The following is a 25,085-nucleotide window of genomic DNA, read 5'->3' on the forward strand; positions in this document are numbered from 1 at the left end:
CAAGTGTTCCCAAGTGTTCCTTGCCGGCGCCTTCGCCTACAAGGTACGCAAGCCGGTGTGCCTCGACTTCGTCGACTTCTCCACGCTGGCTGCCCGCAAAGCGGATTGCGAAGCCGAACTGGAGCTGAATCGCAGGATGGCGGCCGCGCTCTACCTCGGCCTGGTACCGATCGTGGCGGGTCCTGGCCAGCGGGATGTCCGGGTAGGAGGCACTGGCGAAGCGCTGGAGTATGCGGTGATGATGCGCCGCTTCCGCCAGCGAGACCTGTTCTGCGCCATGGCCGAATCGGATCGGCTGACCGCATCGCATATCGAGACGCTGGCCCACCAGCTTGCCGCGATCCACCTGGCCGCGCCCGTAGCCAGTGCCGACAGCGGGCACGGCACGCCGGAGCGGATCGCGGCGGTGGCGGAACAGGCGATCGCGAGGGTTGCCGCGCTCGCATCGGCCACCGATGCAACGACACACCTGGCGGCATTGCTGCGCGAGCGGGCCGCTTCGCTGCGCCCCGGCTTTGAAAAACGGCTGGCGAGCGGCCATGTCAGGGAGTGCCATGGCGATTTGCATCTTGGCAATATCGCCCTGATCGACGGCGTGCCCACGCCTTTCGACTGCCTTGAATTCGATGCCGGGCTGCGCTGGATCGACACGATCAGCGATACCGCCTTTCTCTTCATGGACCTGCTGCACGCCGGCAGGCAAGATCTTGCCTATCGCCTGATCAATACCTACCTGGAGTGCAGCGGCGACTATGCCGGCCTGGCTTTATTGCCGTTCTACACGGCTCTGCGCGCCGTGGCGCGCGCCCGTGTGCTGCTTGAGCGGGAGCACCAGCGCAGCGTGGCGGGCACGAGCACCGCCGCGGAAATGGCGACGATACAGATGCGCTGCGTCGATTTGCTTGCGTTGGCCAGCGTCACGCTGACGCGGCCTCCGGGCGCGATCACCCTCATGCATGGCCTCTCGGGCAGCGGCAAGAGCACCGTTGCCCAGCAGCTCGCGCTAGGCGCAGCCATGGTGCGCGTGCGCACGGACGTTGAGCGCAAACGTCTTCCACGTAGCCACGTCGCTGCACAAGGCGATCTTTACACGGATGAACACACCGCCCGTGTCTACGGGCGGCTACTGGCAATCTGCCGGCTTGGCAGTGCCGCCGGCTTCCCCATGATCGCCGACGCGACCTTCCTTGCACGCGAGCAGCGGCTGCGGTTTGCGTCGCTGGCCGCGCGCCGGGGCGTGCCGTTCTCCATCGTCGACTGCAATGCCGACCTGGCTACTTTGCGCGAACGCATCGCCGCGCGCACGCGCCAAGGCGGGGACCCGTCCGACGCTGACCTTCAGGTGCTGGAGTGGCAGCGGCGCGTGCAGGAGCCGTTGGGCAGCGATGAATGGCGCCATGTAGTGCGAATTGGCGACGCCGGATGAACGGGCTGACGCAGATCAAGCCGTGCCATCGATGCGGAACTAAGCTCAAATGACTCCGGCTGTGCGCGTCGCTGGCCGGTCCGCAAATCCCGAGCTCCAGGACGAGGTAAAACATGAGCGAAGTAAAGAGGCTGCAGTACCAGCCGATCACCGGCTTGCTGCCACACCCCGCAAACGGCGAGGCTGACAAGCACATTGAGCTGCCCGCACCCGATATGTCCGGGGGCCTGCCCTTGATGGGCGCGCTTTGGCAACGCAAGAGCACCCGTTCGTTCACAGAGGAAGCGTTAAGCACCCGGCAACTCGGCGACCTGCTGTGGGCCGCCGACGGAGTCAACCGGGAGAGCGGCGGGCGCACCGCGCCCTCGCCTCATGGCTTGAACGAGATCGACATTTATGTAGCGCTGCCTCAAGGCCTGTTTCGCTATGACACTGCCCAACACCGTCTGGTACTGAAGCGCGCGCTCGACACGCGCAACCTGACTGGCTATCAGGATTTTGTCGGCCTCGCGCCGCTAGACTTGATCCTTGTCGCGAACTATAGCCGGATGACAGGGCTCGTTCCCCAGCAGCGTGAGGTATTCGCTGCGGTCAGCGCGGGCGCGATTGCGCAGAATGTCTACCTGTATTGCGCCTCGGCGGGGCTGGGCACAGTGGCGCGCGGATGGCTGAACCACCGGGCGCTTGCCGAAGCCATGTCGCTCAACGAGGACGAGGTGCCTATGCTCGCGCAGACCGTGGGTTTTCCCGTCGACGTCGTGACGCAGTAGCGCGGTAGCCTGGCGGCACAGCGGTGCCGGCCCGCCGGCTTGCAACGTCGCAGCTAATCACCACGCGTTTGATTTCAGACAAATGGCATCCTCGGAGAAAGCATAGTCTGAAAACGGGCGACCCTTGGCGCGGCATATTGCCTAGTGACCATTTCGCCAACCATACGGAGCAAAGATCATGAGCGGGTTCACAAGACGGTGTACAGGTTGGGACACTACATTTGGCACGGTACTAGCTACCGTGCTCGCCTTGGCTGCGCACGGCGCCCTGGCACAGAAAAACTACACGGACGGCGGCGATTTGTATGGCGGTGCGCATGCGGACGGGAAAAGCAAGGCAAGCCTCGATGCGGCCCGGCCTGGYAAGTTCAATCCGGCTCCAGGGGACACGAAGCGATCGAGTCGCGCGGACTTGGCACATACCCCGCAGAAGCCCGACGCTGAGGAACCTGCCCGCTCCGGCGCAAAGGGAACCGCGGCACGATCGGGCAAGTTCGACCCATACACGGAAGGAACGCGGGCAAAACCCTGACAAGCCGCCCAGCGTCAACCAGAGGTACTTGGTCTCCTGTCGCTCCTGGAAGCCGAATTAGTACAACATCCCGTAAATAGATTGAATAATTAATCGCCTCGGATATCATGGCGGGATGAGCCGAGGCCGCCACGCAACGCCAGTGAAGTCGGGGCGGCTGCATCGGCGTGAGTTTGAATATGTTCGTCACGGCATCCAGGCGTTGATCGCCGCGCGGGATGTGCATACCGGACAGGTGCTGGCAGACTGCCGCGAGCGGTGCACCCATCTGGTGGCCTTCACGGAGCACGTGGCAACCGCTTACCCAGGCAAACAGGTGCACGTCGTCTGGGACAACCTGAACACGCACCGCGCCCAGGCCGTCTGGCAGGCGTTCAACGCGCGGCACGATGAGCGGTTTCACTTCCACTTCACACCGTTGCACACGAATTGGGTCAAACAGATCGAATTCCGGTTTGCCCGTTACACGCGACGGATGCTACGCCATGCGAGCCACACCAGCACCGCGCACCTGCGCGAGCGCACCGAGCGGTTTATTGGCGCGCACAATCAGGCTGCACGCCCGTTAAAGTGAAGATTCCGGGGCTCGCAAGCCTACGGGCGTCACCTGCTGATCAAACGTCTGGACGAAGAGGAGCCGCTCGGCTGACCGAACTCGGCCGCAATCGTTATGGCGCCGCCTTTCGCAGCCAAAGTGGGCGTTGGGAACCTCTGCCGGGCGCCGGTACACTCGACGAGATGGCCCAGGTGATCGTCACGCTCCTGTAGCCAAGCCTATTTACGGGATGCTGTACTAGCTATCCAATGAAGGCAGCCTCGGACATTCTCAATCCTTAAATTTGTCGGCAGTCACGCGCCACCGCATGGATGCAGTGCGAGAAGCGGCTGGAGGTGATTCCTGGCGCCACGCACCTGTTTGAGAAGCCGGGTGTGCCGGGACAGGTCGGCAAACTCGCCCGCAATGGGTCTTGCTAGCATTTAGCGGCGGCGCTGCACGGCCACGCCGGCTAGATGTGATGTGCCAACAGGCAATGTCTAGGCTTCTTTAGGCGATAGCCATGCAGGCCGCTGCGCTGTGCCGGTACTTGCATTCGCCGCCTCTACCTGCTCCGCAAAAGCACGCAGCGCCTGCAGCGCTGCCCCGCTGGCCACATCGCTCTGGCGCAGCGCAACGACCGGTGATGGTGCCTCCGAGGCCAGGCGGGCGACTTCCTCTGCCGCGTTGAACCCGCCTTGCCGGGCCATCACGCAGATCACCGACGTCTTGCAAATCAATGGTAGATGGTCCCGCAGGAAGCTGCGCATGGGCGCGGCCAGGTGGCCGACCCAAATGGGCGCGACGATGACAAGCCGCTGGCACTCGGACACGACCGGGCCGGCGTAGCGGTAGCCTACATGCCGCTGCAACAGGACATCCAGTACGCAGCGGGCATCGCCCAGCAAGCCGGCGCGGCTCACCTGGTCGCCGACTTCCGCGATCGGCCAGCCGGTATGCGCCGCCAGTTCTTCCGCGGCCTGGCGCGCCGTGCCGGTGCGCGAGTAATAAACAATCAGGATCTTTTCCATCGATGGCTCCTCAGCTCTCGATCCGCGTTATCCGCGTGCCGACCAGCGACAGGTTGATCATGATGCCGCTGTTGGTCAGCACGAAGCCCACAATGTCGCCTCGAACGGTATTGCTATCTAGGCTGGCACCGATGCCCAGGCTCAGGATCGATACCGATCCGTCCACACCCACGGTCCAGCCCCGACTGGCTCGAAAGCGCTCAAGCGCCTGCTCCGTCAGGAACACCAGCACAACAGCCTTGGATCCCATGCCCGCCTGCGCCCCGAGCGAGGCACCGACGAGCCGGTAGTAGGTTTTGTCCCCACCCGCGCCACGCATCATGCCGTCACCCTGCTCCACGCCTGCCACCGCGCCGCCGGCAAGCACATCGGGAAAGACCAGCACGCCGCTGGACTTGCCCACCAAGGCCCGCGCGCCAGGATTGCGTGCGTACAGGCGCGCCAGCACGGCTTCGCAGTGTGTATCGAGCTCGTCGGCATCCAGCACGAGCTTGTTGGTGGCACCTGCCCACGCGGCCGCCGGCAGGCCTGCGGCGTAGCACAGCACGGCAGCCCCGGCGAGCGCCAGGCATGCCAGACGCCGCTGCATGGCCGCAGGCTGCAATGAGGGGATCATGGCCCCACCATCATGCGGTCCACCACTTGAGTCACACCCGGTGCGGACCACGCCGTCTCGCGGGCGGCGCGGATCTCGGCCCAGTTGCGCAGCGTGCCGGACAACGTGACCGTGCTGCCATCGACGGCGATGCGCAGGTGCGCGGCATCGGCAATTGCCTGGCGCGAGAGCGCATTGGTAATGCGCTGCGCGAGATCTGCTGGAACGACCGTCGGCCTCACGCTGATGCCATTGACAACGTTGGCCACGCCGCGCACCCGACGCACCATGTTGGCAGCTGCAGCACGCTGGTAACCATGGTCCACCTCGCCCGTCAGCGTGACGGCGCCCTGTTCCACCATCACCTTGATGGCATCGGACGGTATGGCGATGCTCCACTGCAGCGCGTTTTCGATCCCGCGCGCGATATCCGCATCAGACCGCTGCTCCTCGGGTGACATGCGCACGTCGAGCTCGACCGCCACCGCGCGGACGCCGGGAACACGCTGCACCGCCTCTTCCACGGCGTGCTTCGCGGCGAAGCTGTCAAGCTGGCCGCTCAAGCTCAYCACGCCATCGTTGACCTGAACACCGATGCCCTCGGCGCGGATTTCCGGATCCCACTCCAACTCCTCGCAGACGTCCTGCTTGAGTTGCGCATCGCTTTTCATCGCGTTCTCCTGTACGTTCGTGCGCGCCGGCAACGTGCCGGCAATCAATGTGACATCAGCACCGGCACCGTCATGGTGTCCAGCAAAGTCTGTGTGACGCCGCCCAGTACCAACTCGCGTAGGCGCCCGCGTCCGTAGGCGCCCATCACCACCAGATCGGCGCCGAAATCCGCCGCGCGCGAGAGCAAAGTCTCGCCGATGGCGATGTCCGATCCTTCCTGGCAGTGTTCGATGCCTGCTTGGACACCATGGCTTGCCAGCGCAGCCACGGCATGGCTCGGCGGGCTCGCATCGGGCCGCGCGCCCGCGCCGCCTTGCGCGCAAAGCACCTTGGCCTCGCCACCTGCGATCAGGGGCATGGCGTCGTGCAAGGCACGCGCGGCCTCGCGTCCGCCGTTCCATGCCACCACGGCACGTGCGCCGGGGACGGCGAATTGCCCGGCGAATGGAATGACAAGGACCGGCCTACCCCCGTCGAGGATGATGCTTTCCAGGAACTGGGTCGCGACAAAGCTGTCCGGGTCGGCCGGATCGTATTGCCCGGCAACGACAAGGTCGGCCTCGCGCACTTCGCGCAGTGCCATCATCAGGGGGTCGCCCTCCACTGCGCGCCACTCGGTTTCCACCCCGACTTCCTGCGTTGCGGCCTCGAAGTGACGGCGCACTTCCTCGCGGGCGTCGCTGCGCCGCTGGCGATCCTCTTCGATATAAGCAGCAGCGCCTTCCATCGTGTAGAACCAAGTGGGATCCGGCATAAAGCCCGCAAACAGTCCGATCAGCCGCGCATGGCGGGCCACGGCGAGCCGGGCAGCGATTTCAAGCCGGTCCAGCGCGCGTGGGCTGGTGTCCATGTGAACCATGATGCTGGCGTAGTCCATGACATTCCTGTGCGGTTTGAGAGCCTGCATCCAGTCTAGGAAACGCCTGGATACGGCTATTGACTCAGGTCAAGCCAGTGACTCCCGCTTACGCCGACTTCGCGCCAGCGCTCCCTTCTGCCAACGGCGCGTGCACCAGCAATACCGGCTGGCGGCATTGCCTGACCAGCCCCTCCGCCACGCTGCCCATCAGCAGGCGCCGCACGCCGCGGCGCCCGTGTGTGCCCACAACAAGCAAGTCGGCGCCCGTCTGTTGCGCCACCTGCTCGATGGCGTTGGCGACGTCGCCCAGCGCCAGCGGTTCGTCCACCATCAGCGCGTTGCATGGCACCTTCTGGGCCGCAGCCTTGGTCTTGGCCTCGTCCAGCAGGATCTGTCCACCCTCGAGCAGGCTGGCGCGCAGGTCTGTCAGGTCGACATAGCCCACCTCGTACCTGAGATAGCTGTTATCGATCACATGCACCACCGTCAGCTCAGAGCCTAGCGCAGTCGCCAGGCGAAGCGCCTCCTCCAGTGCCCGATTGGCCGATTCGCTGCCATCCACGGCAACCAGTATCTTGCTGTACATCATGCACCTCCTGCATCAGGGAAATCTGCGGATGGCCGGCACGGACACGCCTGCACGCCGCCCTTGGATGCATCTAGTGTGTATGCTCGGACGCGCGCGGTGTTGATGCGGATCATGGCATCCGCAACTTTATGGGGCGCCCGCCTGGCGCACGCCATTGACGCGAATCAAGCGGCGGCGGCGGGCTTCGCCTAGCATGAATGCTGGGTGCCTCTGGGGGCGTTCGCGGAGGATGGCAACATGCAAGATACGATGCGTGCGATGATCTTCGACGGTGCCGGGCCGGCCCTGCGCCTGGCGCGCRTCCCCGTGCCGGTGCCCGGCCCCGGCGAAGTGCGTATCGCAGTGAGCACCTGCGGCGTCTGCCGCACCGACCTGCACATTCTCGACGGCGAACTCGCGCACCCTAAGGCGGCGCTGATTCCCGGACACGAAATTGTTGGCAGGGTCGAGTCCTGTGGCGCAAGCGTGACGGGCCTTGCCCCGGGCGACCGGGTAGGCGTGCCCTGGCTCGGGGGCACTGCGACTATTGCGCGGCCAATCGCGAAAACCTGTGCGATGCGCCGCAGCTCACCGGCTATACGCGCGACGGCAGCTACGCCGAGTACGTGGTGGCCGACAGCCGCTATTGCTTCCCCATCCCGGAGCAATACGACGACGAACATGCAGCGCCCTTGCTGTGCGCGGGCCTGATTGGTTACCGCACGCTGTGCATGGCGGGGGACGCCCGTGACGTCCGGTCTATCGGCATCTACGGCTTTGGCGCGGCAGCCCACCTGGTGGCGCAGATCGCCGTAGCTCAACAGCGCGAGATCTTCGCCTTCACACGCCCCGGCGACACCGCCGCCTGCCAGCTCGCCCGCGACACCGGGGCCTGCTGGACCGGTCCGAGCGACCAGCCCGCGCCGCAGCCGCTCGATGCCGCGCTGATCTTCGCGCCAGTGGGTGCGCTGGTGCCGCTGGCACTGCAAGCCGTCGCCAAGGGCGGCAAGGTGGTTTGCGGTGGCATCCACATGAGCGATATTCCGGCCTTCCCTTATCGCCTGCTATGGGAGGAGCGGTCGATCGTGTCGGTGGCCAACCTCACGCGCAATGACGGGCTGGAACTGATGCGAATCGCCCGGGCCACGCCGCTGCACACCACCACGACAGTCTATCCACTGGAGCAGGCCTATGCCGCACTGGCCGACCTGCGCGCTGGCCGCCTGGCCGGCGCGGCGGTACTGCGCATCACCTAGTCTGCCTGCTGCCGGTGTGCGGGCAGGTGCTTGATGCAGGTCAATACGTCATCTGGCTCGCCCCCTATGCTGCAGATGACGGTGGCGCCCATGCGCGCGCACTTATATCCAGCCAGGAGGCACGAACCATGTACCAGAGAATATTGCTCGCGGTGGACGGCAGCCGCTCTTCGGACCTTGCCCTGAGTGAGGCCATCACGGTGGCCAAGGCGACTGGCAGCGAGGTCAAGGTGCTGTTCGTGGCGGACGACAGCGATGTCTTCTTCTCCGTGGGCGGCTACGACCCCCACAAACTGATGGAAGGCATTCTCGCCGCGGGGCGCGATGCGCTGGCCGCGGCCGCCACGCGCCTAGCGCAGGCCGGCATCTCGCATATGACGAAGATTTTCGAGAAACCCGTTTCCCCCGGGCAGATATCCACCACCATCGTGGACGAAGCCGATCGTTGGAGTGCGGATCTCATCGTGATCGGCACGCACGGCCGCCGCGGCTTCCGGCGCCTTATCATGGGCAGCGTGGCCGAAGGCGTGGTGCACAAGAGCAACAAGCCTGTGCTGATGGTCCGTAGCGAGATCCAGGAATGAACGTGAAACGCAAACGACTGGCGCCGTGCTGGCGGCGCGCGGGTTGATGCGAGGCGTCTCACTGACCCGCAGCGCTGGCACGCCCAGGATCGTGGCGGGCTTGCTGGCCGCATGGGCCTTGAGCTGGCATGCGGGAGCGCTGGCTGAGGACGCCGCGCTCTGGTTTTCGCAGAGCCGCCCCACTGCCGACGCACGGCAGGCTGCGAACATCCTGGCCGCCGCCGCGGCCGACGGGCTGGAACCCCGCGACTATGACGCCGACGGCCTGCAACGTGCGCTTGGCCAGGCCGCGCAAGGGCCGCCACTGGCGCCGGAAGCCGAGGCGCGGCTTGAAGGCCATCTGACGGCGGCAATGCTGCGCTATCTGTCCGACCTGCACGGCGGCCGCGTCGAGCCGCGTAAGATCCACGAGAATTTTGCCGCCGCAACGGATGAGCAGTTCGAGCCCTCGGCCTACCTGCACGCAGCCGTCACCAGGCACGACCTGCCCAAGGCCGTCCAGCAGGCGGCACCGTCGTTCCCGCTGTACGGCACCCTGCGCGAGGCGCTCGCCCGCTACCGGGCGCTGGTAGGTGATCCGGCCTGGCAGGCACCGCTGCCGCCGCTACCCGGCAAGAAGCTGGCGTACGGCCAAGCCTACGCTGGCATGCCGGTCCTGACGCGGCGGCTGATCGCGATGGGCGACCTGCCTACGGGCACACCCGTCCCGGAACGCTATGAGGGCGCGGTGATGGAGGGGGTCAAGGCATTCCAGGCCCGCCACGGGCTGGAGACCGATGGCGCTATCGGCGCCGGCACGCTAGCGCAGCTGAATGTCTCGCCCGCCAGCCGCGTACGGCAAATCGAACTGACGCTGGAGCGCCTTCGCTGGACGCCGCTGCTGGAGGGCCCGCGCATGATCGTGGTCAACGTGCCGGAGTTCGTGCTGCGCGCCTATGAAGTCCACGACGGCAACGTTCAGGTCAAGGTGGAGATGAAGGTCATCGTCGGCAAGGCGCTCGACACGCGAACACCACTCTTCAAGGAGCACATGCGTTTCATCGAGTTCAGCCCATATTGGAACGTGCCACCCTCTATTGCGCACGCGGAAACCCTGCCCAGGCTGCGCCGCGACCCCGGCTATTTTGAGCGGCAGGGCTTCGAGTTCGTTGGTGCCGACGGCAAGGCGGTGACAACGCTGTCGGCGGCCAGCCTGGATGCCGTCCAGCGGGGGCAGATGCGCATCCGGCAGCGCCCGGGGCCGATGAATGCGCTTGGGGACATCAAGTTTATCTTCCCCAACAACGACAACATCTACCTGCATCACACGCCCGCGCCCAAGCTGTTCACGCGGGACCGGCGCGACCTTAGCCATGGCTGCATCCGGGTCGAGGAACCGGTGGCTCTGGCCAGCTTTGTGCTGCAGGACACACCCGACTGGACCGAAGCGCGCATTCGCGAGGCCATGGACAAAGGGCAATCCAGCACGCTGCGGTTGCAGCAGCCGCTGCCGGTGGTGCTCGCGTACGGCACGGCCATCGTCAAGGCCGACGGGCGCACCTTTTTCTTCTCCGATATCTACGGGCTTGACCGGCTACTGGACGACGCGCTGCGGCAACGGTCCGCGAACCTGCGGACTTCCTCCTAGAGCGCCACGCGCGCAAGATTGAGCCAATAAGCAAAAAGGGAGTGTTCGATGATCAGGCCCCCCAGCGACCCTCGCCGACTGTTCCTGCGCCGCACAGGCGAACTCGCCCTGGCCGGCGTGCTGCTGCCGCTATCGGCCCACCCCGTGCTTGCGGCCCTGGCAACGTTGCCGGGCGCCCGCAGCCTCGCCTTCGACCATACCCACACCGGCGAGCGCATTGACATCGTCTACGCTATGGGCGAACAGTTTGTGCCCGAGTCGCTGGCCATGCTCAATCGATTCCTGCGCGATCACTACTCCGGCGAAATCGGGGCAATCGACCCGCAACTGTTCGCGCTGCTCTACCGTCTGAAGCAGACACTATCCTGCGAAGCGCCCTTCCAGGTCATTTCTGGCTATCGCAGCCCTGTTACAAACGCGCGCCTGCGCAAAACGGGCGGCGGCGGCGTCGCCACCCATAGCCTGCATATGGACGGCAAGGCCATCGATATCCGCTTGCCCGGCGTGCCGCTGGCGGATCTGCGCGATGCCGCCCTGTCGCTGCGCGGCGGCGGTGTGGGCTTCTATCCGCAAGAGCAGTTCGTGCATGCGGATACGGGACGCGTGCGGGATTGGTAAGCGGCAAGGCTCTGTCGCGTTCGCTTGCGCGCGCTCGGCCCGCCGCAGAGCGGCTTCCAATTCGGCCCGCAGGCGCCCCCGCTCTGCCTGCTCCGCTGCTCCCCACTGCCGGCTGAAGGTCGCGCTGGGCTTCCGCCTCGCTCGCCTGCAGCCGCGCCTCGGCCCGCTCGCCGATGGCCACCTCGTTGGCGGCCTGCACCACATCCGCAGCTCACGCTTCCTGCGGTGCCCTAACAAGCATGACAGGCACCTTGCACTGGCGTACAAGCGCTTCGGCCACACTCCCCATCAGCAGCCGAGTCACGCCCCGACGTCCGTGGGTGCCGATCACGACGAGTTGAGCGTGGCTGCCTTCCACGGCTTGCTGGATCTGGCTGGCAACGTCACCGAGCGCCACGATGTCGTCGACCATGACGACATGGCAGTGCAAGTTCTTTGCTTCGGCATTCGCCTGTGCTGCGGTCAGCAGTTCCTGGCCCCTCCTGACCAGACCTGCCCGGACCTCCGCCTGTTCATAACCGCTGTCAACGACGTGAACGATCTCCAACTCCGCGCCGCAGGCGCCGGCAATGCTGATCGCCTCTTCCAGGGCCTGATCGCTGCAGTGGCTGCCGTCGATCGCCACCGAGATTTTCGTGTACATGCGCCAGCTCCTTCAGGATTGCTGCATTGTGTTCAGCCTGCTGCAAAGCATCACGCCCCCGCGGCCGCATCGCCCCATCTGCTGACCAATCAGTCCGACAATTGCACTGGTACGGTCATCGACTCCGCGATCAGATCGGTGTTCTGGTCTGCGGCCCGGGCGAACTGCCTCTAGCCGACACGCTTACTGTCGCAGACGCACGGAAATGCGTCTCGACATCATGGCGCGCATCCTGTGACTGGATGGTGTTATAGCCACATCCAGTGAGGCTCGCACAAAGTACCTCATCCTTTGGCGGCCTCCCCGATGAAGGCACATGAAGCCAGGAATCCATTAAAACGTCCCGCGAGGGTCAGGCGCCGCCGCTAATCTGGCTTTCCGCATTAATCCTAGGTCGCGCGGATGACAGGTATCTTGATCTTCCTCAACAACAGGTTAGTCGCTCGCACATAGGGTCTTCCAGACGACGTGCCAATCGCAGTCAGATTCGCCGCTCGGGGCGAGGCATAGAATGACTACAGTGCGCTTGGTGGCGCAGATGATTGATGCCGAGGTCAGACAGATACTGGCCGATGCGAACAGGCGAGTGAAGCAAACACTCCTGGCAAGTCGGAATAAACTAGATGCACTGGCGAAGCTACTGCTCGAGCAAGAGGTCGTAGATCGGCCTGCGCTGGACTTGCTTTTTTCTGACAAAGTTACCTCACTGACAGCAGGGTAGCGCTCTGTAGAGGCTGCCGAGACGTCGGACTTACGGAACCGGAACAATGAAAACGAAGGCAAGTTGCCGCGGCAGTGAGGCTGAAGTCAGTTCGCTTTCGCATGAGAAATACGAAGGGGAACTGCATCTACTTCAGATTGAGTTAGTGAAGCTGCAGAAGCACTTCCTCGGCTGCAACGACAGGATACTGGTAGTTTTTGAGGGGCGAGATGCTTCCGGGAAGGATGGAACGATTAAGCGCATCGTTGAGCATCTCAGTCCGCGTGAAACTCGTGTAGTCGCCCTCGGGAAGCCTTCCGACCGCGACCGAGGCTCATGGTATTTCCAACGCTTTGCGGCGCAACTGCCTGCCTCCGGAGAATTTACGCTCTTTAACCGCAGTTGGTATAACCGGGCTGGTGTCGAGCACGTGATGGGATTTTGCACCGATGCCGAGCATGAGGAATTCATGTCTAGCGCCCCAGAATTTGAAGGCATGCTGATGCGCTCCGGCATTCGCCTCATCAAATACTACCTGGACATCACCAAGCCGGAACAGAAGAGGCGACTTGAGGACCGCCGGCGCGACCCGCTAAAGCAGTGGAAGATAAGCTCCATCGACGAGCAGGCGGTCGGGCTTTGGAATAAGTACAGCAAGGCTCGAAACGAGATGTTTGCTCGCACCAACGATGTCGTGCCATGGAACGTCGTGTGTGCAGACGATAAACGCCTGGCGCGCCTCAATGTCATCAAGGATTTGCTGCATCGTCTTCACTATGCGAACAAGGATGAAGAACTGATTCGTCCAAGCCGGCAGATTGTGTTTCCCTATTCCGACGAGCACCTGCTGAGCGGAGCCATTGCGAAATGAATCGTTGGCCGGACATTGTCTTTGTGCTCGCAGCCGTCGACATTTGCCGCGAGTTCGATATCTCATTCGACGAGACGTCCGCGGCTGACCGCTTCGCTCTCCGGCACACTCGCGTCATCAACTCGCTGATCGGTCTAGTGCTGGCGGTGTTCGTTGAAGGATCCTTTGCCGCGACTCCATTCAAGGATGCGAATGTAGCTCTGTCTCCCCAGTTGAACCTAATGGTTGCAGTCGTGACTGGACTGGCAATCTTCGTTGTTCATGGTACGCACCCCGCGGGGCTTTGTCGCAAGTCCGGAAGGGAAAATTATCCACAGAAGCTGTGGATAACTAAAGGCTGCAGGCGACCATAGCGACGCGGATTCGGGGCGCGTTGCTTCCCCTATCGTGATCCTCCAAGACTATCGTTTAGATGACTTAGCTTTTGTGCCGCTCCACGGCGGCTAGTATCCCCCGGAGGATCTCGATGGGGGTAGGCGGGCAGCCTGGCACAGCGACGTCGACGGGGATCACGTTGGCGACGCGACCGCAACTCGCATAGCTCTCGCCGAAGATGCCGCCCGTACAGCCGCAGTCACCCACCGCGACCACGAGTTTCGGCTCCGGCGTCGCGTCATAGGTACGCCGCAAAGCCTCTTCCATGTGGCGCGAGACCGGTCCGGTCACCAGCAGCATGTCAGCATGGCGCGGGCTGGCAACGAATTTGATGCCAAGCCCCTCAATGTTGTAGTAGGGGTTGCTGAGTGCATGGATTTCCAGCTCGCAGCCGTTGCACGAGCCTGCATCGACCTCCCTGATCGTGAGCGCCTGACCAAGAATGTCGAGGATGTCCTGGTGGACACGTTGAATCGCGGCGCCGCCATCGGCATCGACGACCTGGGGCGCTGGCTCGGTAACGATACCGGTGCGGGCAATTTGTTTGAGGATGAGCCACATTAGAGATCGTGCCCGGAATAGCTGAGATTGAAGGATTTATTGATCAGCGGAAAGTCCGGAACGATGTTGCCAATGACGGCGTGCTCAAGCACCGGCCAGTTCTGCCAGGAGGGATCATGGCAGTGGCAACGCAGGATCCGGCCGTCTGCGCCGATTTCGAGCGCCACAAGGACTTCGCCGCGCCAGCCCTCCACCCAGCCTGCCCCGATGGAAATCGCGTCCTGTGCCCGGATCCCGGCATGGATTGCGCCGCCTGGCAGTTCCGAGCAGATGGCGCGAATGAGCCGCAGGGACTCAATGGTCTCGTCAAAGCGCATTGCCACGCGTGCAGCGACATCACCATCGCGGTGCTTGGCCATCGTGACGTCTAACCGGTCATAGGGTGGCCACGCGTGGTCGCAGCGCAGGTCCGCCGCTTGCGCGCTGGCGCGCCCGGCGAGCCCCGCGAGGCCAAGCTGGGCGGCAAGTTGTGGCGTTACCCTTCCCGTGGCGCGAAAGCGGTCCTGCAGCCCGGCATGCTCGTCATACACGATCCGCAGTGCGCGGACCTCGCGCTCGATGCCGTCGCACTGCTTGCGAAGCCAATCCAGCATCGGCGGCGTCAGATCGATCGCAACACCTCCGGGCACCACGGCATCCATCATGAACCTGTGGCCGAAAGCTTCCCCGGACAGCCGCTGCCAGTTCTCGCGCAATCGCGAGAACTGCGCCAATCCGAAGGCCAATCCAGCGTCATTGCCCAACGCACCAAGGTCACCCAGGTGGTTGGCCACACGCTCGCGTTCCAGCATCATGGCGCGCAACCAGACCGCCCTTGCCGGTATCCCGGTGCCGGACGCCGATTCGAGCGCCATACAGTAAGCCCAGGCATAGGCCACTGTCGAGTCACCCGAGATACGGCCTGCGAGCCGGTAAGCTTCGATAGGCGCAAATTCGGTGAACCGGCGCTCGATGCCCTTGTGCGTGTAGCCGAGGTGGGCTTCAAGCCGCAGCACCTTCTCACCGACGACGGAGAAGCGGAAATGGCCAGGTTCGATGATGCCGGCATGCACCGGGCCGACGGCGATCTCATGCACGCCATCACCCTCGACGCGTACGAAGGGATAGTCCGCCGGCAGCCTGCCCGCGGCGGCCTGCGGTTGCGTCCCGTGTTGCAGGGGGAATGACCCTGGCGGCCACAGGCCATGGTCCAGCCAAGGGCGCTGGTCGTGGCTGCCTTGCACATGGATGCCCAGGAGGTCAGCCATGGCGCGCTGCATCCGTCCGGCACATGGGAAGATGAGGCCCAGATCCGGAACCCCTTGCGCCGGGTCGCCGAGCCGCAGTTCGAGCCAGACCAGTCCCTCCGGTACGGCATACGCGGCACATGCCGCCAACGTCCCTCCCGCGGCGCTGCGGTCAACGCCCCACACGGAAATGAGGCGCCCGCCCGTGTTGGCAACCGTGCGCGCTGCCGCGCTCCATGCGTCGGGACTGGCCAGCCCGTGCCATACCGGCAGCGGTGCCGGCAGGCGATGCAGGTCGAGTCCGAGTTCAAACAGCGCCATGCGCTCAACTCCCCAGCATGGCGGCCGCCTGGCGGTACCACGCATCCAGATACGGCGGGATATAGAGACCCAGCATCAAACCAAGTGCGAGGTGCAAGAACACCGGGACCAGCGCCGGTGGGTGCGCCAGGGGCTTCAGGGTAGTCTCGCCGAAGACCATCGGCTGCACGCGACTGAACACTGACGCAAAGGCCAAGCCGAGCGCGACCAGCAGGAAGGGCGTGGCCCAGGGTTGCTCACGCATTGCGGTGGTGACGATCAGGAACTCGCTGGCGAACACGCCGAAGGGCGGCATGCCCAGAATAGCCAGTACGCCAAGCATCAGGCCCCAGCCGACCGTGGGACTGACCCGGATCAGCCCGCGGATCTCGTCCATGACCTGCGTGCCCGCTTTCTGCGCCGCATGACCGACGGCGAAGAAGATCGCGGACTTGACCAGCGAATGTACCGTCATGTGCAGCAGTCCGGCGAAGCTGGCGATCGGGCCGCCCATGCCGAAAGCGAAGGTCATCATGCCCATATGTTCGATGGACGAATAGGCGAACATGCGCTTGACGTCCCGCTGGCGGATGAGGAGGAAGACCGCTGCCACGACGGAAACCAGGCCGAAGCCCATCATCAGGTGGCCTGTGAGATGGTTTTTCAGCGCCCCGTCCGTCAACACCTTGCAGCGCAGGATAGCGTAGAGGGCCACATTGAGCAGCAGGCCGGACAGCACGGCGGAAACGGGGGTCGGCCCCTCCGCATGCGCGTCCGGCAGCCAGTTGTGCACCGGCACCAGGCCGACCTTGGTGCCATAGCCGATGAACAGGAAAGCGAATGCCAGGGTGATGATATTCGGGTCCAGCCGGCCCTTGACCGCATCGAGATTGGTCCACAGCAGCGCGCCGCCCTCGGGGCCAATGACCTGCTCGGCCGCCATGTAGAGCAGCACCGTGCCAAAGAGCGCTTGGGCGATACCCACGCCGCACAGGATGAAGTACTTCCAGGCCGCCTCGAGGCTGGCTGCGGTCCGGTAGACGCTGACCAACAGTACCGTGGTCAGCGTGGCGGCCTCCATCGCGACCCACACGATGCCCATGTTGTTGGTCGTCAACGCCAGCAGCATCGTAAAGGTGAATAGCTGGTACATGCTGTGGTACAGGCGCAGCCGCGGCGGCGTCATCTTGCCGTGGTCGCGCTCCACGCGCATGTAAGGCCGCGAGAAGATCGACGTGGTCAGGCCCACGAACGCGGTCAGCGTGACGAGAAACACGTTCAAGGCGTCTATGTAGAACGCACGGTCCCACACGAGCGTGGGACCGTCGTCGATGATCCGACCGGTGAGCCAGCAGGCCGCGATGAAGGTGCCCAGGCTGAACGCGACGTTGACGTCACGCGCATGATCGCGATGACCGACCAGCGCCAGCACCAGCCCGCCGGCGAGCGGAGTTGCAAGCAGGAAGGCTAGCGCAATCAACTCAGTCCTCCTTCAGCTTCTCGAGGTGGCGGATGTCCAGGCTGTCGAACTGCTCGCGGATCTGGAACATGAACACGCCCAGGATCAGCACGCCGATCAGCACATCCAGCGCAATGCCAAGTTCAACTACCATCGGCATGCCGTAGGTCGCCGAGGTAGCGGCGAAGAACAAGCCATTCTCCATTGCCAGGAAGCCGATGACCTGCGGTATTGCCTTCGAGCGGGTAATCATCATCAGGAACGACAGCAGTACGCAGGCCAGTGCGATGCCGAGCGTGCCGCTGGCCAGCTTCACCGACAGCCGCGAGATCGGCATGGCCAGGTTGAACGCGAAGATCACCACCAGGATGCCGATCAGCATGATGGTCGGGATATTGATCAGCGTCTCCACGTCCCAACGGATATCAAGCCGGTCGATGACGCGGTGCAGGAGATAGGGAATCAGCAGCACCTTGAGCACGAAAGTCACGCCAGCCGACAGGTACAGGTCCGGCTGCCGGGTCACATAGCCAACCACGGCTGTCGCCAATGCCAGGGTGGCGCCCTGCAGCGTGAACAGGTGGATTAGCGATAGGACGCGGCGCTGTGAGATCATCCCGAAGGCGAGGATGAGCAGGACCGCACCAAGCAGGTTGACGAACTGGGTCAGCAAGGTGCTCATGTCAGCGGGCAAGCAGCAAATGCACCAGCATGCCGATCACCGCCAGCAAGAAGGCGGTGGCCAGGAACTCGGGGACGCGGAAGATGCGCATCTTGGCACTCACTGTCTCCAGCGTGGCAAGCAGGATGCCGCCCACGGTGAGTTTGAACAGCAGCGCCGGCAGCGCCAGCAGCATGGACAACGGCGCCTGGGCCTCTGCGATGCCCCAGGGGAAGAACAACGCCAGTCCGATACAGGAGTAGGCGAACAGCTTCAGGCTTGACGCCCACTCGATGAGTGCCAGGTGGCGGCCCGAGTACTCCAGGAGGAGTGCCTCATGAATCATCGTCAGCTCCAGATGCGTGGCGGGGTTATCGACCGGTACTCGGGCGTTCTCCGCCAGCGAGACCATGGTGAAGGCAACGCCGGAAAAGGCCAGTCCGGGGTAGATCGCGAGGTCACGATGGGCGAGTGTCTCGACAATGGTGGTGAGCGATGTCGACTTGGAGACTAGCGAGGCCGAGAACAGCACCATCAGCAATGCGGGTTCGGCAAGAAACCCGATCAGCATCTCGCGCCGCGCCCCCAGGGTGCCGAAGGCCGTGCCGATGTCCATCGCGGCCAGCGAAATGAAAACCCGCGCCAGCGCGAACAGGCCGACCAGCGCGATCGCGTCGGCCGCAGGCGCCAGCGGAAGGTCGGTCGACAACGTAGGGATGATCGCGCATGCCAGTGCCATGCAGCCGAACACCACGTAGGGCGTGGCGCGGAACAGCGGCGACGCGTTGTCGGCCACCACCGATTCCTTGTTGAACAGTTTGTGCAGCGTGCGATACGGCTGCCAGCAGCTGGGCGCGGATTTGTTCTGCAACCAGGCACGCCATTGATTGACCCAGCCCGTTAGTAGCGGCGCCAGGGCGATCGAAATCACGATTTCGAGCGACTGCGACAGCAAGCCGGAGACCGTCATGGAAACCTCATCGCATCACTGCCAGCAGCGTGGCAATCAGTGTCAGGAAGCTATACAGCAGATACACCGAGATGCGCCCCTGCTGCATCAGGCCGGCCAGTCGCGCCAGGTATGAAGCCAATTCGACCGTGGGTAGGTACAGCCAGCGCCAGAAGCGGTCCTCGATGGTCACGCGGTAGCGCGGCTGTTCGTCGAATGGTGTCGGCAGGTCGCGCTGCATCAGAAAGAAGGGTTCGAAGATCTGACGTATCGGCTGGCCGAAGCCCTCGGCGGTATCCTGCATGCGCGCGGTGCCCCAGGGAAACCCGCAGGCCCATGGCGGGCCGCGGCGAAGCCTGCCGTGGTACAGCCAGCGCACGAACAGGTAGGCTAGCGCGAAGCTACCCAGGATGCCGAGTAGGAAGATCACCGGCCCGTAACTGGCCTGCCCCAGGCTGGTCGGCGCCAGTAGCCAGCCGCTGGCAGCCGCTCGGGCGCCCAGGCCGGTGGCGACCAGTTGCTTCGTCACCGGGTCGATCAACTGGATGAACTGCGTCGGCAGCAGGCCAAGCGCCACGCAACCGAGCGCTAGCCACACCATGCCTGCACGCTCCCAGGGACCGGCGTCATGCGCGTGGGCGAGCTTACTCTCGCGCGGCTGGCCGAGGAAGATCACACCGAAGAACTTGACCATCGTGTAGCCGGCCAGCGCCGCCACCAGCGCGATCAGCGCGGCGACCACCGGGATCAGCATGGTCAGAAGCGGAACCGGCAGGCCTGGCGTGAACAAGAAGCTCTGCAGCAGCAGCCACTCCGACACGAAACCGCCGAGCGGAGGCAGGCCGGCGCTGGCCAGCACCCCCAGTAGCGTGAGCCAGCCAACCCAGGGCATGTACCGAATCAGTCCGCCCAATTTGCCGAGATTTCGCTCGGAGGTGGCATGCAGCACGCTGCCCGTGCCGAGGAAGAGCAGGCTCTTGAAGAAGGCGTGGCTCGCGACGTGATAGAGCGTCGCGGTCAGGGCCAGTGCCGCCATCGGCTTCATGTCATAGGCCGAGAAGATCAGGGTCAGGCCCGTGGCGACGAACAGCAGGCCCATATTCTCGATCGACGAGTAGGCCAGCAAGCGTTTCATGTCGGTCTGCACCGCGGCGAAGACGACGCCGAACAGCGCGGTAGCCAGACCGACGGCCAGAAGCAGCGCGCCCCACCACCACAGACGCATGCACAGCAGGTCGAAGGACATGCGCAACAGCCCGTAGATCGCTGTATTGAGCATGACACCGCTCATCATCGCGGAGACCGGCGAGGGCGCGGCCGGGTGTGCCTCCGGCAGCCAGACATGCAAGGGCAGGACGCCGGCCTTGGCGCCGAAGCCGAACACGGCAAGCAGGAAGCCGACCGAGGCCCAGAAGGGCGTCAGCGCCTGGTCACGCATGTTCGCGAAGGTGTAGTCACCGGTGTTGGCCTGCAGCACACCGAAGCAGAGCAGAATCGCGATCGCGCCGATACGCGCCATCGTGATGTAGAGGTAGCCGGCACTGCGCACCTCCGGAATGCGGTGGTTTGCGGACACAAGGAAAAATGACGACAGCGCCATGGTCTCCCACATCACCATGAACGAGTAGGCATCGTCGGCCAGGATGACACCGGCCATGCTGGCCAGGAACAAGTGATATTCCAGGCATAGCAAGCCCGGCGGTGTGCCCTCGCCCTTGCGAAAATATCCGGCTGCGAATATAGAGATGCCCGCCGCCGCACCACCGGTCACCATTAAGAAATAGGCGGAGAGGCTGTCGAGCCGGATGTGGAAGGGCAGCGCTGGCAGTCCAATGGCGAGTACGGCGACCTCGGGCGTGCCAAGCACAGCGGCAAGTGCCAGACCGAAAAGCGCTAGCCCAAGCAATCCGCCGAGCGGGAAAAGAACGCGAGACACCAAGGTCAGCCGCTGCAGCGCGGCAACGCCTGCGGCCCCGACGAACAACCAAGCCCCCACAACAACAAGCACCCAGTCGATATGGAGCCATTGTGCGACGGGGGGCACGCTGCTCATGGCCTAGGCCTTGCGACGTGTGGCGCGCCGTCTGGTGGGGGGAGGCGCTTCAGGCTGCGCCGGCGCCTGGGCTTGCGGCGGTGTTCCGTCGTCAGCAGGCTCGGTGCCCACGTGCGACCCGCTGGGCACGTACTGGACCCCATGTTGAGCGAGGTATTCGCGGATGAGCTGACGCATCACCTGCGAGGCCGTCAGATCCTGTTGTGCGCAAAGGCGCTCGAAAGCGGCCTTCTTATTGGGATCGATGAGCAGCGTCAGCCGAGCAGTCTTGATCTCCATGGAGCCTCAACATGCTAATACGATGGTCAGATGCGTCACATCATACATGAACGCCGTGCGGCCCAAAAGTGCCTGGCACTGCTGCCGCTCCCGCCGATGAAGCGGCGATAAAGGCCGCTATTTGCCAGCGACAACCTAGCATACGGGATGATGATTGCATATGCTACAAAACATAATGTAATGCAGTAGCAGTGTAATCGCCATGTTAATTTTATTAACATATTCCGTACCAGAATGACCTTGTGCGCAGGCGCGCCCTAGCTGGTCTTTGGGGCTCTGGTGAATAGAGAAGACCAGCGAAGTCCGGCCCGCTTGCGGTGCACCTCAAGCCGGTGTCCCGGAAAGCTGCGCAGCCCTGATCCACATCAATACCGGCGGTGCCAGGGCATACAAACAGCGCAACAGGTGACATGCAAGGCACTGATGGTGGAGGATAAAGCACAGTCGCTTGTCGACGTCGCCAGCGCGATCGAGCAGGTGGCGGAACAAACAGGCGCAGAATTGCTGGTGCTGGGTACGCATGGACGTCGCGGTGTGCGGCGCCTGCTGATGGGTAGCGTAGCGGAAACACTGGTCCGGCAATGCCACCAGCCGGTACTTCTGGTGCAGGCGCCCTTGCCCGTTCTGGACCAGGTGGTGGAGGGCAGTGTCGTAGCAATATAGGCCCTGGGGCAGCGCCACGTAGATTTCGATCTCGTACAGGCCATGCGGCGAGGGTGCTGTTCACCCGTCGTCGCCGCGGTTGATCCCGTCGGCCACCCACACCAAGTCGCCGAGATGCCGATTGCTTAACGCTTCCTCGCCAAACGACCGGGTACCCTTGCGATGCCAAAGCGCGCCCATCAGGGGCAGGCCACCGATCATCTCGGGTGCGGGCAGGTCAATGCGCTTGCCAGCCTTGCCGCTTGCGGGTCGGAGCAGCAATCCGGCGATCGGCTGGTACTGAAGCCGCTTTACTTCATTCTGTTTTCACCTCGTCATGGCGCACGGGATCTCCGAGCCGGTTGCTCCGGCCTCGCCAATTCGCACCACATGGCCCCATTCATCGCTGCCCAGTGGTTCTTGCGCGCGCCGCTGCCACACACCAGCACCTGCAGGTCCGCGTCCGATGGGTCGCCACCCTGGCGTGCGGCTAGCGACGCGAACCGCAGCCGCTGTTCGCGTGCCAGGAAGGTCGCGTCGGCGATCATCGGGAAGCCGGCGGCACTGCCAAGCCGGCAGATCGCCAGTAGCCGCCCGTAGACGCAGGCGGAATGTTCTGCCGTGTAAAGATCGCGGTGCGCGGCGTGGCTGCGTGAAAGACGTTTGCGCTCCACGTCGGCGCGCACGCGCACCATGGCTGCGCCCAGCGCCAGTTGCTGGGTAATGGTGCTCTTGCCGCTGCCTGAAAGGCCATGTTGGCAATCGCACCCGGACGCCGCGTCAGGGCGTCGCTGGCCAGCGCAATCAAATCGTTACAGCGCATCCGCGTCGTCGCCATTTCCGCCGCAATGCTCGTTCCCGCCACGCTGCGCTGGTGCTCCCGCTCAAGCAGTAGGCGGCGCGCACCACGCGCGCAGGACCGTGTAGAACGGCAACAAGGCCAGGCCGGCATAATCGCCGCTGCACTCGAGGTAGGAATTGATCAGGCGATAGGCAAGATCTTGCCTGCCGGCATGCGGCTGGTCCATGAAGAGAAAGGCGGCATCGCTGATCGTGTCGATCCAGCGCAGCCCGGCATCGAATTCAAGGCAGTCGCACGGCGTGGCGTTGATTGCGATGAAAAAGATCATGGCGTCGATCCTTTCCGGCGTAATGGCCGCCGGAGCCAATCGCTGTGGTGCCATCTATTGACCTATATCAGTCCCTACCTGGATACGCAGGACTAGTATTAATCGCACAGATCCCCTTAGCGCTGTTGATGGAGCGCGCCATGACCGACCCACTCGCCGTATGGCATGCCGAGCACGTTAATTTTGCTCGACTACTCGACCTCTTGGAAGAACAGGTAGCTGCTTTCCACCGAGGGGAGCGTCCGAATTACGACCTGATGAGCACGATCCTCTACTACATGCGGAATTTTGGCGATCGCGTTCACCATCCCCGCGAGGATGTTGCGTATGCACGGCTTGTTGAGCGAGATCCCGGCATGCAATTGGTGGTTAACCGCCTTCTGCAAGAGCATCGCGTGATTGCCACGGCCGGCGAAGAGCTCTTGAACCGGCTTAATGAGGCCGAGGGAGATATTATGGTCCCGCGAGCGACCCTTGAGGCGGCCGCCGCCACTTACCTTGTGTATTATCGCAGCCACATTTCGGCTGAGGAGCGAGACGTACTGCCTCGCGCTGCGCAGCAGCTGACAAAAGATGACTGGGCGGAAGTTGCCGCAACCGTTCCAGCTAGCCCCGATCCGCTCTTTGGGGACAATGTACAAGAGCGCTTCGAGGGACTACGCACGCAGATCGCGCATGAGGCGCGAGTGTCCAGACAGGATCAGACGTATTGATATGCAGCATCTCTACCGACGCCGCTATCCGGACTGTTTCCGAGCGCGAGATTAGCGTTCTGACTGCCTTCGACGGCAACCATGACCCTGCCGTAAATCACGCTCCCCCTACTTCAGGAGGCAATCAATGCGTAGGATCCAAAGTGGAATGGAGCACCGCTCTTCTCACTCTTCAATGATGTATGTGGCTCGTATGATGGGATTGTGGTTGGAGCAATGGCGCAGATTCGCCGGTCACACTCACTTCGATTGGAGATAGGCGGCAACGGCTTGTGCCTGCTCGGTGCTGAGTTGATGCGCCACGACACTCATAACCGGCGCATTGCCGTGCGAGCCATTCTTGAACACCTCGATCTGGCGTAGCAGATAGGATTGATGCTGCCCCGCCAGCCGCGGGAATGCGCCCGCGCCCTGGGCCCGCACTATGCAACCGCCAGTGGCCATGCCGCTGCTAGCCAAAATGATCTTCGGGCTGCAGTCGTGGCTCAGCCAGACGGATTGCTCCACGCTTAGCACCGGCGTCGCCAGCGCCCAAGGGTCAGTGCGACAGCAAGACTCGTAGGTCATCGATGCCACCAGCGTGCGCGACAAGAGCAGTTCACCGATGGTCAGGTCGGCGCCGCCCGGCCCATGCTCGACCTCCACCGCCACGCCGTGGCTCTTTAGCGTAAGCGGCTGACGAACCCATCTTGCGGGTCTCGTTGTGCCGACAGATAGTGTCCGCTTAAATTTAAGCGGACGCGATGATGGGCACAGAATTAGCGGCTAAGCGTGTACGGCGCTCCTACTCTAAGCAGTTCAGGAGCGAGGTTGTGGCCGAGTGCACGGCTGGGGACCAATCGGTGTCGAGCGTGGCGCTCAAGTACGCCATGAACGCCAATATCGTGCACAAATGGCTTCGGTTGGCGAAGGCAGGACAACTGCTGGCGCCGACGCCGTCATTCATTCCGGTCGCGGCACCTGTGCGAGCGCCGTCAATGCCTGAGTCGCGCCGAGATATCCAGATCGATGTCGCCCGGGGCGATACGCGCATCATCGTGCGATGGCCCCTGGAAGACGCAGCCGATTGTGCCACCTGGTTACGGGACTGGCTGCGATGATCCGCGCCTACCAAATCTGGCTAGTCGAACTCCGGAAGGCAAAACAGAGAGTCCTGTCCCTCGTGGGCCCACGGCTGGACTTCAACGGTAACGAAGCCGCCCGGTCGATCTACGACCCTCAATTGAGGGCCTGCAACGCTGTGTCCGTTGATGTGGAAGAGAGTACCAACGGGTTCGCCCGCCTTAACGGTTTCTACCACTCGATCGATCGTCACTACTTCCTCGGGGCCATCCCAAGCCGGCAAGCTGTCGGGGATGGCTTTCGCCTTACGCCATTTCACCCTGTCGATTTGGGCGTTGGATTCGCTGGTCTTGTTTCGCGCATAGATGAGCCACATTTTGACCTCCTT

Annotated in this window: 26 protein-coding genes and 4 pseudogenes; 13 read left to right on the plus strand and 17 right to left on the minus strand. The window is 63.4% G+C overall.

Annotated elements, in window-relative coordinates; all coding sequences use genetic code 11:
• The 3 genes and pseudogenes from AC1DQ3_RS13060 to AC1DQ3_RS13070 form a co-directional block, all read left to right on the plus strand.
• A partial coding sequence (locus AC1DQ3_RS13060; RefSeq protein WP_477120615.1) for a bifunctional aminoglycoside phosphotransferase/ATP-binding protein occupies positions 1-1,426 on the plus strand: 1,426 nt, incomplete at its 5' end.
• 113 nt (positions 1,427-1,539) lie between these two features.
• The gene (locus AC1DQ3_RS13065) at positions 1,540-2,196 is read left to right on the plus strand and encodes a SagB/ThcOx family dehydrogenase (RefSeq protein ID WP_477120616.1); all 657 of its coding nucleotides are present in this window, start codon (positions 1,540-1,542) and stop codon (positions 2,194-2,196) included.
• 659 nt (positions 2,197-2,855) lie between these two features.
• A pseudogene (locus AC1DQ3_RS13070) lies at positions 2,856-3,302 on the plus strand (transposase); the annotation flags it as partial.
• Positions 3,303-3,763: 461 nt separating this feature from the next.
• Here the strand turns inward: AC1DQ3_RS13070 and AC1DQ3_RS13075 are convergent.
• The 5 genes from AC1DQ3_RS13075 to AC1DQ3_RS13095 all read right to left on the minus strand — a co-directional run bounded on the left by AC1DQ3_RS13075 (position 3,764) and on the right by AC1DQ3_RS13095 (position 7,009).
• Positions 3,764-4,294, minus strand: coding sequence for a flavodoxin family protein (locus AC1DQ3_RS13075; protein ID WP_477120617.1), 531 nt, complete (start codon positions 4,292-4,294; stop codon positions 3,764-3,766).
• Positions 4,295-4,304: 10 nt separating this feature from the next.
• On the minus strand, positions 4,305-4,910 hold the full coding sequence (locus tag AC1DQ3_RS13080; protein ID WP_477120618.1) for a lipid-binding SYLF domain-containing protein: 606 nt from the start codon (positions 4,908-4,910) through the stop codon (positions 4,305-4,307).
• Positions 4,907-5,560, minus strand: coding sequence for a BON domain-containing protein (locus AC1DQ3_RS13085; protein WP_477120619.1), 654 nt, complete (start codon positions 5,558-5,560; stop codon positions 4,907-4,909). The genes AC1DQ3_RS13080 and AC1DQ3_RS13085 overlap by 4 nt, the downstream gene beginning before the upstream one ends.
• 44 nt (positions 5,561-5,604) lie before the next feature.
• Positions 5,605-6,438, minus strand: coding sequence for a universal stress protein (locus AC1DQ3_RS13090; protein ID WP_477120620.1), 834 nt, complete (start codon positions 6,436-6,438; stop codon positions 5,605-5,607).
• An 88-nt stretch (positions 6,439-6,526) separates the two neighbouring features.
• Complete coding sequence (locus AC1DQ3_RS13095; protein WP_477120621.1) at positions 6,527-7,009, minus strand: universal stress protein; 483 nt, start codon at positions 7,007-7,009, stop codon at positions 6,527-6,529.
• Positions 7,010-7,246: 237 nt separating this feature from the next.
• Between AC1DQ3_RS13095 and AC1DQ3_RS13100 the strand changes: the two are divergent.
• The 4 genes and pseudogenes from AC1DQ3_RS13100 to mepK all read left to right on the plus strand — a co-directional run bounded on the left by AC1DQ3_RS13100 (position 7,247) and on the right by mepK (position 11,073).
• Positions 7,247-8,244, plus strand: a pseudogene (locus AC1DQ3_RS13100) (zinc-dependent alcohol dehydrogenase family protein).
• 128 nt (positions 8,245-8,372) lie between these two features.
• A complete protein-coding gene (locus AC1DQ3_RS13105; protein WP_477120622.1) occupies positions 8,373-8,828 on the plus strand; it encodes a universal stress protein in 456 nt (151 codons plus the stop codon).
• 46 nt (positions 8,829-8,874) lie between these two features.
• On the plus strand, positions 8,875-10,455 hold the full coding sequence (locus AC1DQ3_RS13110) for a L,D-transpeptidase family protein (RefSeq protein WP_477120623.1): 1,581 nt from the start codon (positions 8,875-8,877) through the stop codon (positions 10,453-10,455).
• A 48-nt stretch (positions 10,456-10,503) separates the two neighbouring features.
• A complete protein-coding gene (gene mepK, locus AC1DQ3_RS13115; protein ID WP_477120624.1) occupies positions 10,504-11,073 on the plus strand; it encodes a peptidoglycan L,D-endopeptidase MepK in 570 nt (189 codons plus the stop codon).
• Between the two features lie 211 nt (positions 11,074-11,284).
• Here mepK and AC1DQ3_RS13120 read toward each other — a convergent pair whose 3' ends face one another.
• On the minus strand, positions 11,285-11,716 hold the full coding sequence (locus tag AC1DQ3_RS13120; protein ID WP_477120625.1) for a universal stress protein: 432 nt from the start codon (positions 11,714-11,716) through the stop codon (positions 11,285-11,287).
• A 505-nt stretch (positions 11,717-12,221) separates the two neighbouring features.
• Between AC1DQ3_RS13120 and AC1DQ3_RS13125 the strand changes: the two are divergent.
• A pseudogene (locus AC1DQ3_RS13125) lies at positions 12,222-12,437 on the plus strand (hypothetical protein); the annotation flags it as partial.
• Positions 12,438-12,483: 46 nt separating this feature from the next.
• Positions 12,484-13,287, plus strand: coding sequence for a polyphosphate kinase 2 (gene ppk2 / locus AC1DQ3_RS13130; protein WP_477120626.1), 804 nt, complete (start codon positions 12,484-12,486; stop codon positions 13,285-13,287).
• A gap of 417 nt (positions 13,288-13,704) precedes the next feature.
• On the opposite strand, the gene AC1DQ3_RS13135 is transcribed toward ppk2, so the two are convergent.
• The 7 genes from AC1DQ3_RS13135 to AC1DQ3_RS13165 are packed head-to-tail and all read right to left on the minus strand — an operon-like array spanning position 13,705 to position 21,150.
• Positions 13,705-14,223 (minus strand): NADH-quinone oxidoreductase subunit B family protein, encoded by a 519-nt coding sequence (locus AC1DQ3_RS13135; protein WP_477120627.1) that lies wholly within the window; start codon positions 14,221-14,223, stop codon positions 13,705-13,707.
• Complete coding sequence (locus AC1DQ3_RS13140) at positions 14,223-15,770, minus strand: hydrogenase large subunit (RefSeq protein ID WP_477120628.1); 1,548 nt, start codon at positions 15,768-15,770, stop codon at positions 14,223-14,225. The genes AC1DQ3_RS13135 and AC1DQ3_RS13140 overlap by 1 nt, the downstream gene beginning before the upstream one ends.
• Before the next feature lie 4 nt (positions 15,771-15,774).
• Positions 15,775-17,229, minus strand: a complete 1,455-nt coding sequence (locus AC1DQ3_RS13145; RefSeq protein WP_477120629.1) for a hydrogenase 4 subunit F — start codon at positions 17,227-17,229, stop codon at positions 15,775-15,777.
• A gap of 1 nt (position 17,230) precedes the next feature.
• Positions 17,231-17,890: a formate hydrogenlyase gene (locus tag AC1DQ3_RS13150; RefSeq protein WP_267600419.1), complete on the minus strand. Its 660-nt coding sequence runs from the start codon at positions 17,888-17,890 to the stop codon at positions 17,231-17,233.
• A 1-nt stretch (position 17,891) separates the two neighbouring features.
• Positions 17,892-18,839, minus strand: coding sequence for a respiratory chain complex I subunit 1 family protein (locus AC1DQ3_RS13155; RefSeq protein ID WP_477120630.1), 948 nt, complete (start codon positions 18,837-18,839; stop codon positions 17,892-17,894).
• Positions 18,840-18,846: 7 nt separating this feature from the next.
• Positions 18,847-20,871 (minus strand): hydrogenase 4 subunit B, encoded by a 2,025-nt coding sequence (gene hyfB, locus AC1DQ3_RS13160; protein WP_477120631.1) that lies wholly within the window; start codon positions 20,869-20,871, stop codon positions 18,847-18,849.
• Positions 20,872-20,874: 3 nt separating this feature from the next.
• Positions 20,875-21,150 carry a ribbon-helix-helix protein, CopG family gene (locus AC1DQ3_RS13165; protein WP_477120632.1) on the minus strand — a complete coding sequence of 92 codons (276 nt, stop codon included), beginning with the start codon at positions 21,148-21,150 and terminating at the stop codon, positions 20,875-20,877.
• A 405-nt stretch (positions 21,151-21,555) separates the two neighbouring features.
• Here AC1DQ3_RS13165 and AC1DQ3_RS13170 point away from each other — a divergent pair, with 405 nt between their 5' ends.
• Positions 21,556-21,813 carry a universal stress protein gene (locus AC1DQ3_RS13170; RefSeq protein WP_477120633.1) on the plus strand — a complete coding sequence of 86 codons (258 nt, stop codon included), beginning with the start codon at positions 21,556-21,558 and terminating at the stop codon, positions 21,811-21,813.
• A gap of 60 nt (positions 21,814-21,873) precedes the next feature.
• On the opposite strand, the gene AC1DQ3_RS13175 is transcribed toward AC1DQ3_RS13170, so the two are convergent.
• Positions 21,874-22,074, minus strand: coding sequence for a hypothetical protein (locus tag AC1DQ3_RS13175; protein ID WP_477120634.1), 201 nt, complete (start codon positions 22,072-22,074; stop codon positions 21,874-21,876).
• Between the two features lie 53 nt (positions 22,075-22,127).
• The gene (locus tag AC1DQ3_RS13180) at positions 22,128-22,487 is read right to left on the minus strand and encodes an AAA family ATPase (RefSeq protein ID WP_477120635.1); all 360 of its coding nucleotides are present in this window, start codon (positions 22,485-22,487) and stop codon (positions 22,128-22,130) included.
• A 57-nt stretch (positions 22,488-22,544) separates the two neighbouring features.
• Here AC1DQ3_RS13180 and AC1DQ3_RS13185 point away from each other — a divergent pair, with 57 nt between their 5' ends.
• A complete protein-coding gene (locus tag AC1DQ3_RS13185) occupies positions 22,545-23,018 on the plus strand; it encodes a hypothetical protein (protein WP_477120636.1) in 474 nt (157 codons plus the stop codon).
• Between the two features lie 44 nt (positions 23,019-23,062).
• The gene (locus AC1DQ3_RS13190; RefSeq protein ID WP_477120637.1) at positions 23,063-23,635 is read left to right on the plus strand and encodes a hemerythrin domain-containing protein; all 573 of its coding nucleotides are present in this window, start codon (positions 23,063-23,065) and stop codon (positions 23,633-23,635) included.
• A gap of 240 nt (positions 23,636-23,875) precedes the next feature.
• On the opposite strand, the pseudogene AC1DQ3_RS13195 reads toward AC1DQ3_RS13190, so the two are convergent.
• A pseudogene (locus AC1DQ3_RS13195) lies at positions 23,876-24,052 on the minus strand (c-type cytochrome); the annotation flags it as partial.
• Between the two features lie 329 nt (positions 24,053-24,381).
• On the opposite strand from AC1DQ3_RS13195, the gene tnpA reads away from it, so the two are divergent.
• Positions 24,382-24,735 (plus strand): IS66-like element accessory protein TnpA, encoded by a 354-nt coding sequence (gene tnpA / locus AC1DQ3_RS13200; RefSeq protein WP_477120741.1) that lies wholly within the window; start codon positions 24,382-24,384, stop codon positions 24,733-24,735.
• A gap of 20 nt (positions 24,736-24,755) precedes the next feature.
• Here tnpA and AC1DQ3_RS13205 read toward each other — a convergent pair whose 3' ends face one another.
• Positions 24,756-25,073: a hypothetical protein gene (locus AC1DQ3_RS13205; RefSeq protein WP_477120638.1), complete on the minus strand. Its 318-nt coding sequence runs from the start codon at positions 25,071-25,073 to the stop codon at positions 24,756-24,758.
• Positions 25,074-25,085 lie beyond the last annotated feature (12 nt).

The sequence above is a fragment of the Cupriavidus sp. 01T418 genome (assembly GCF_056398885.1).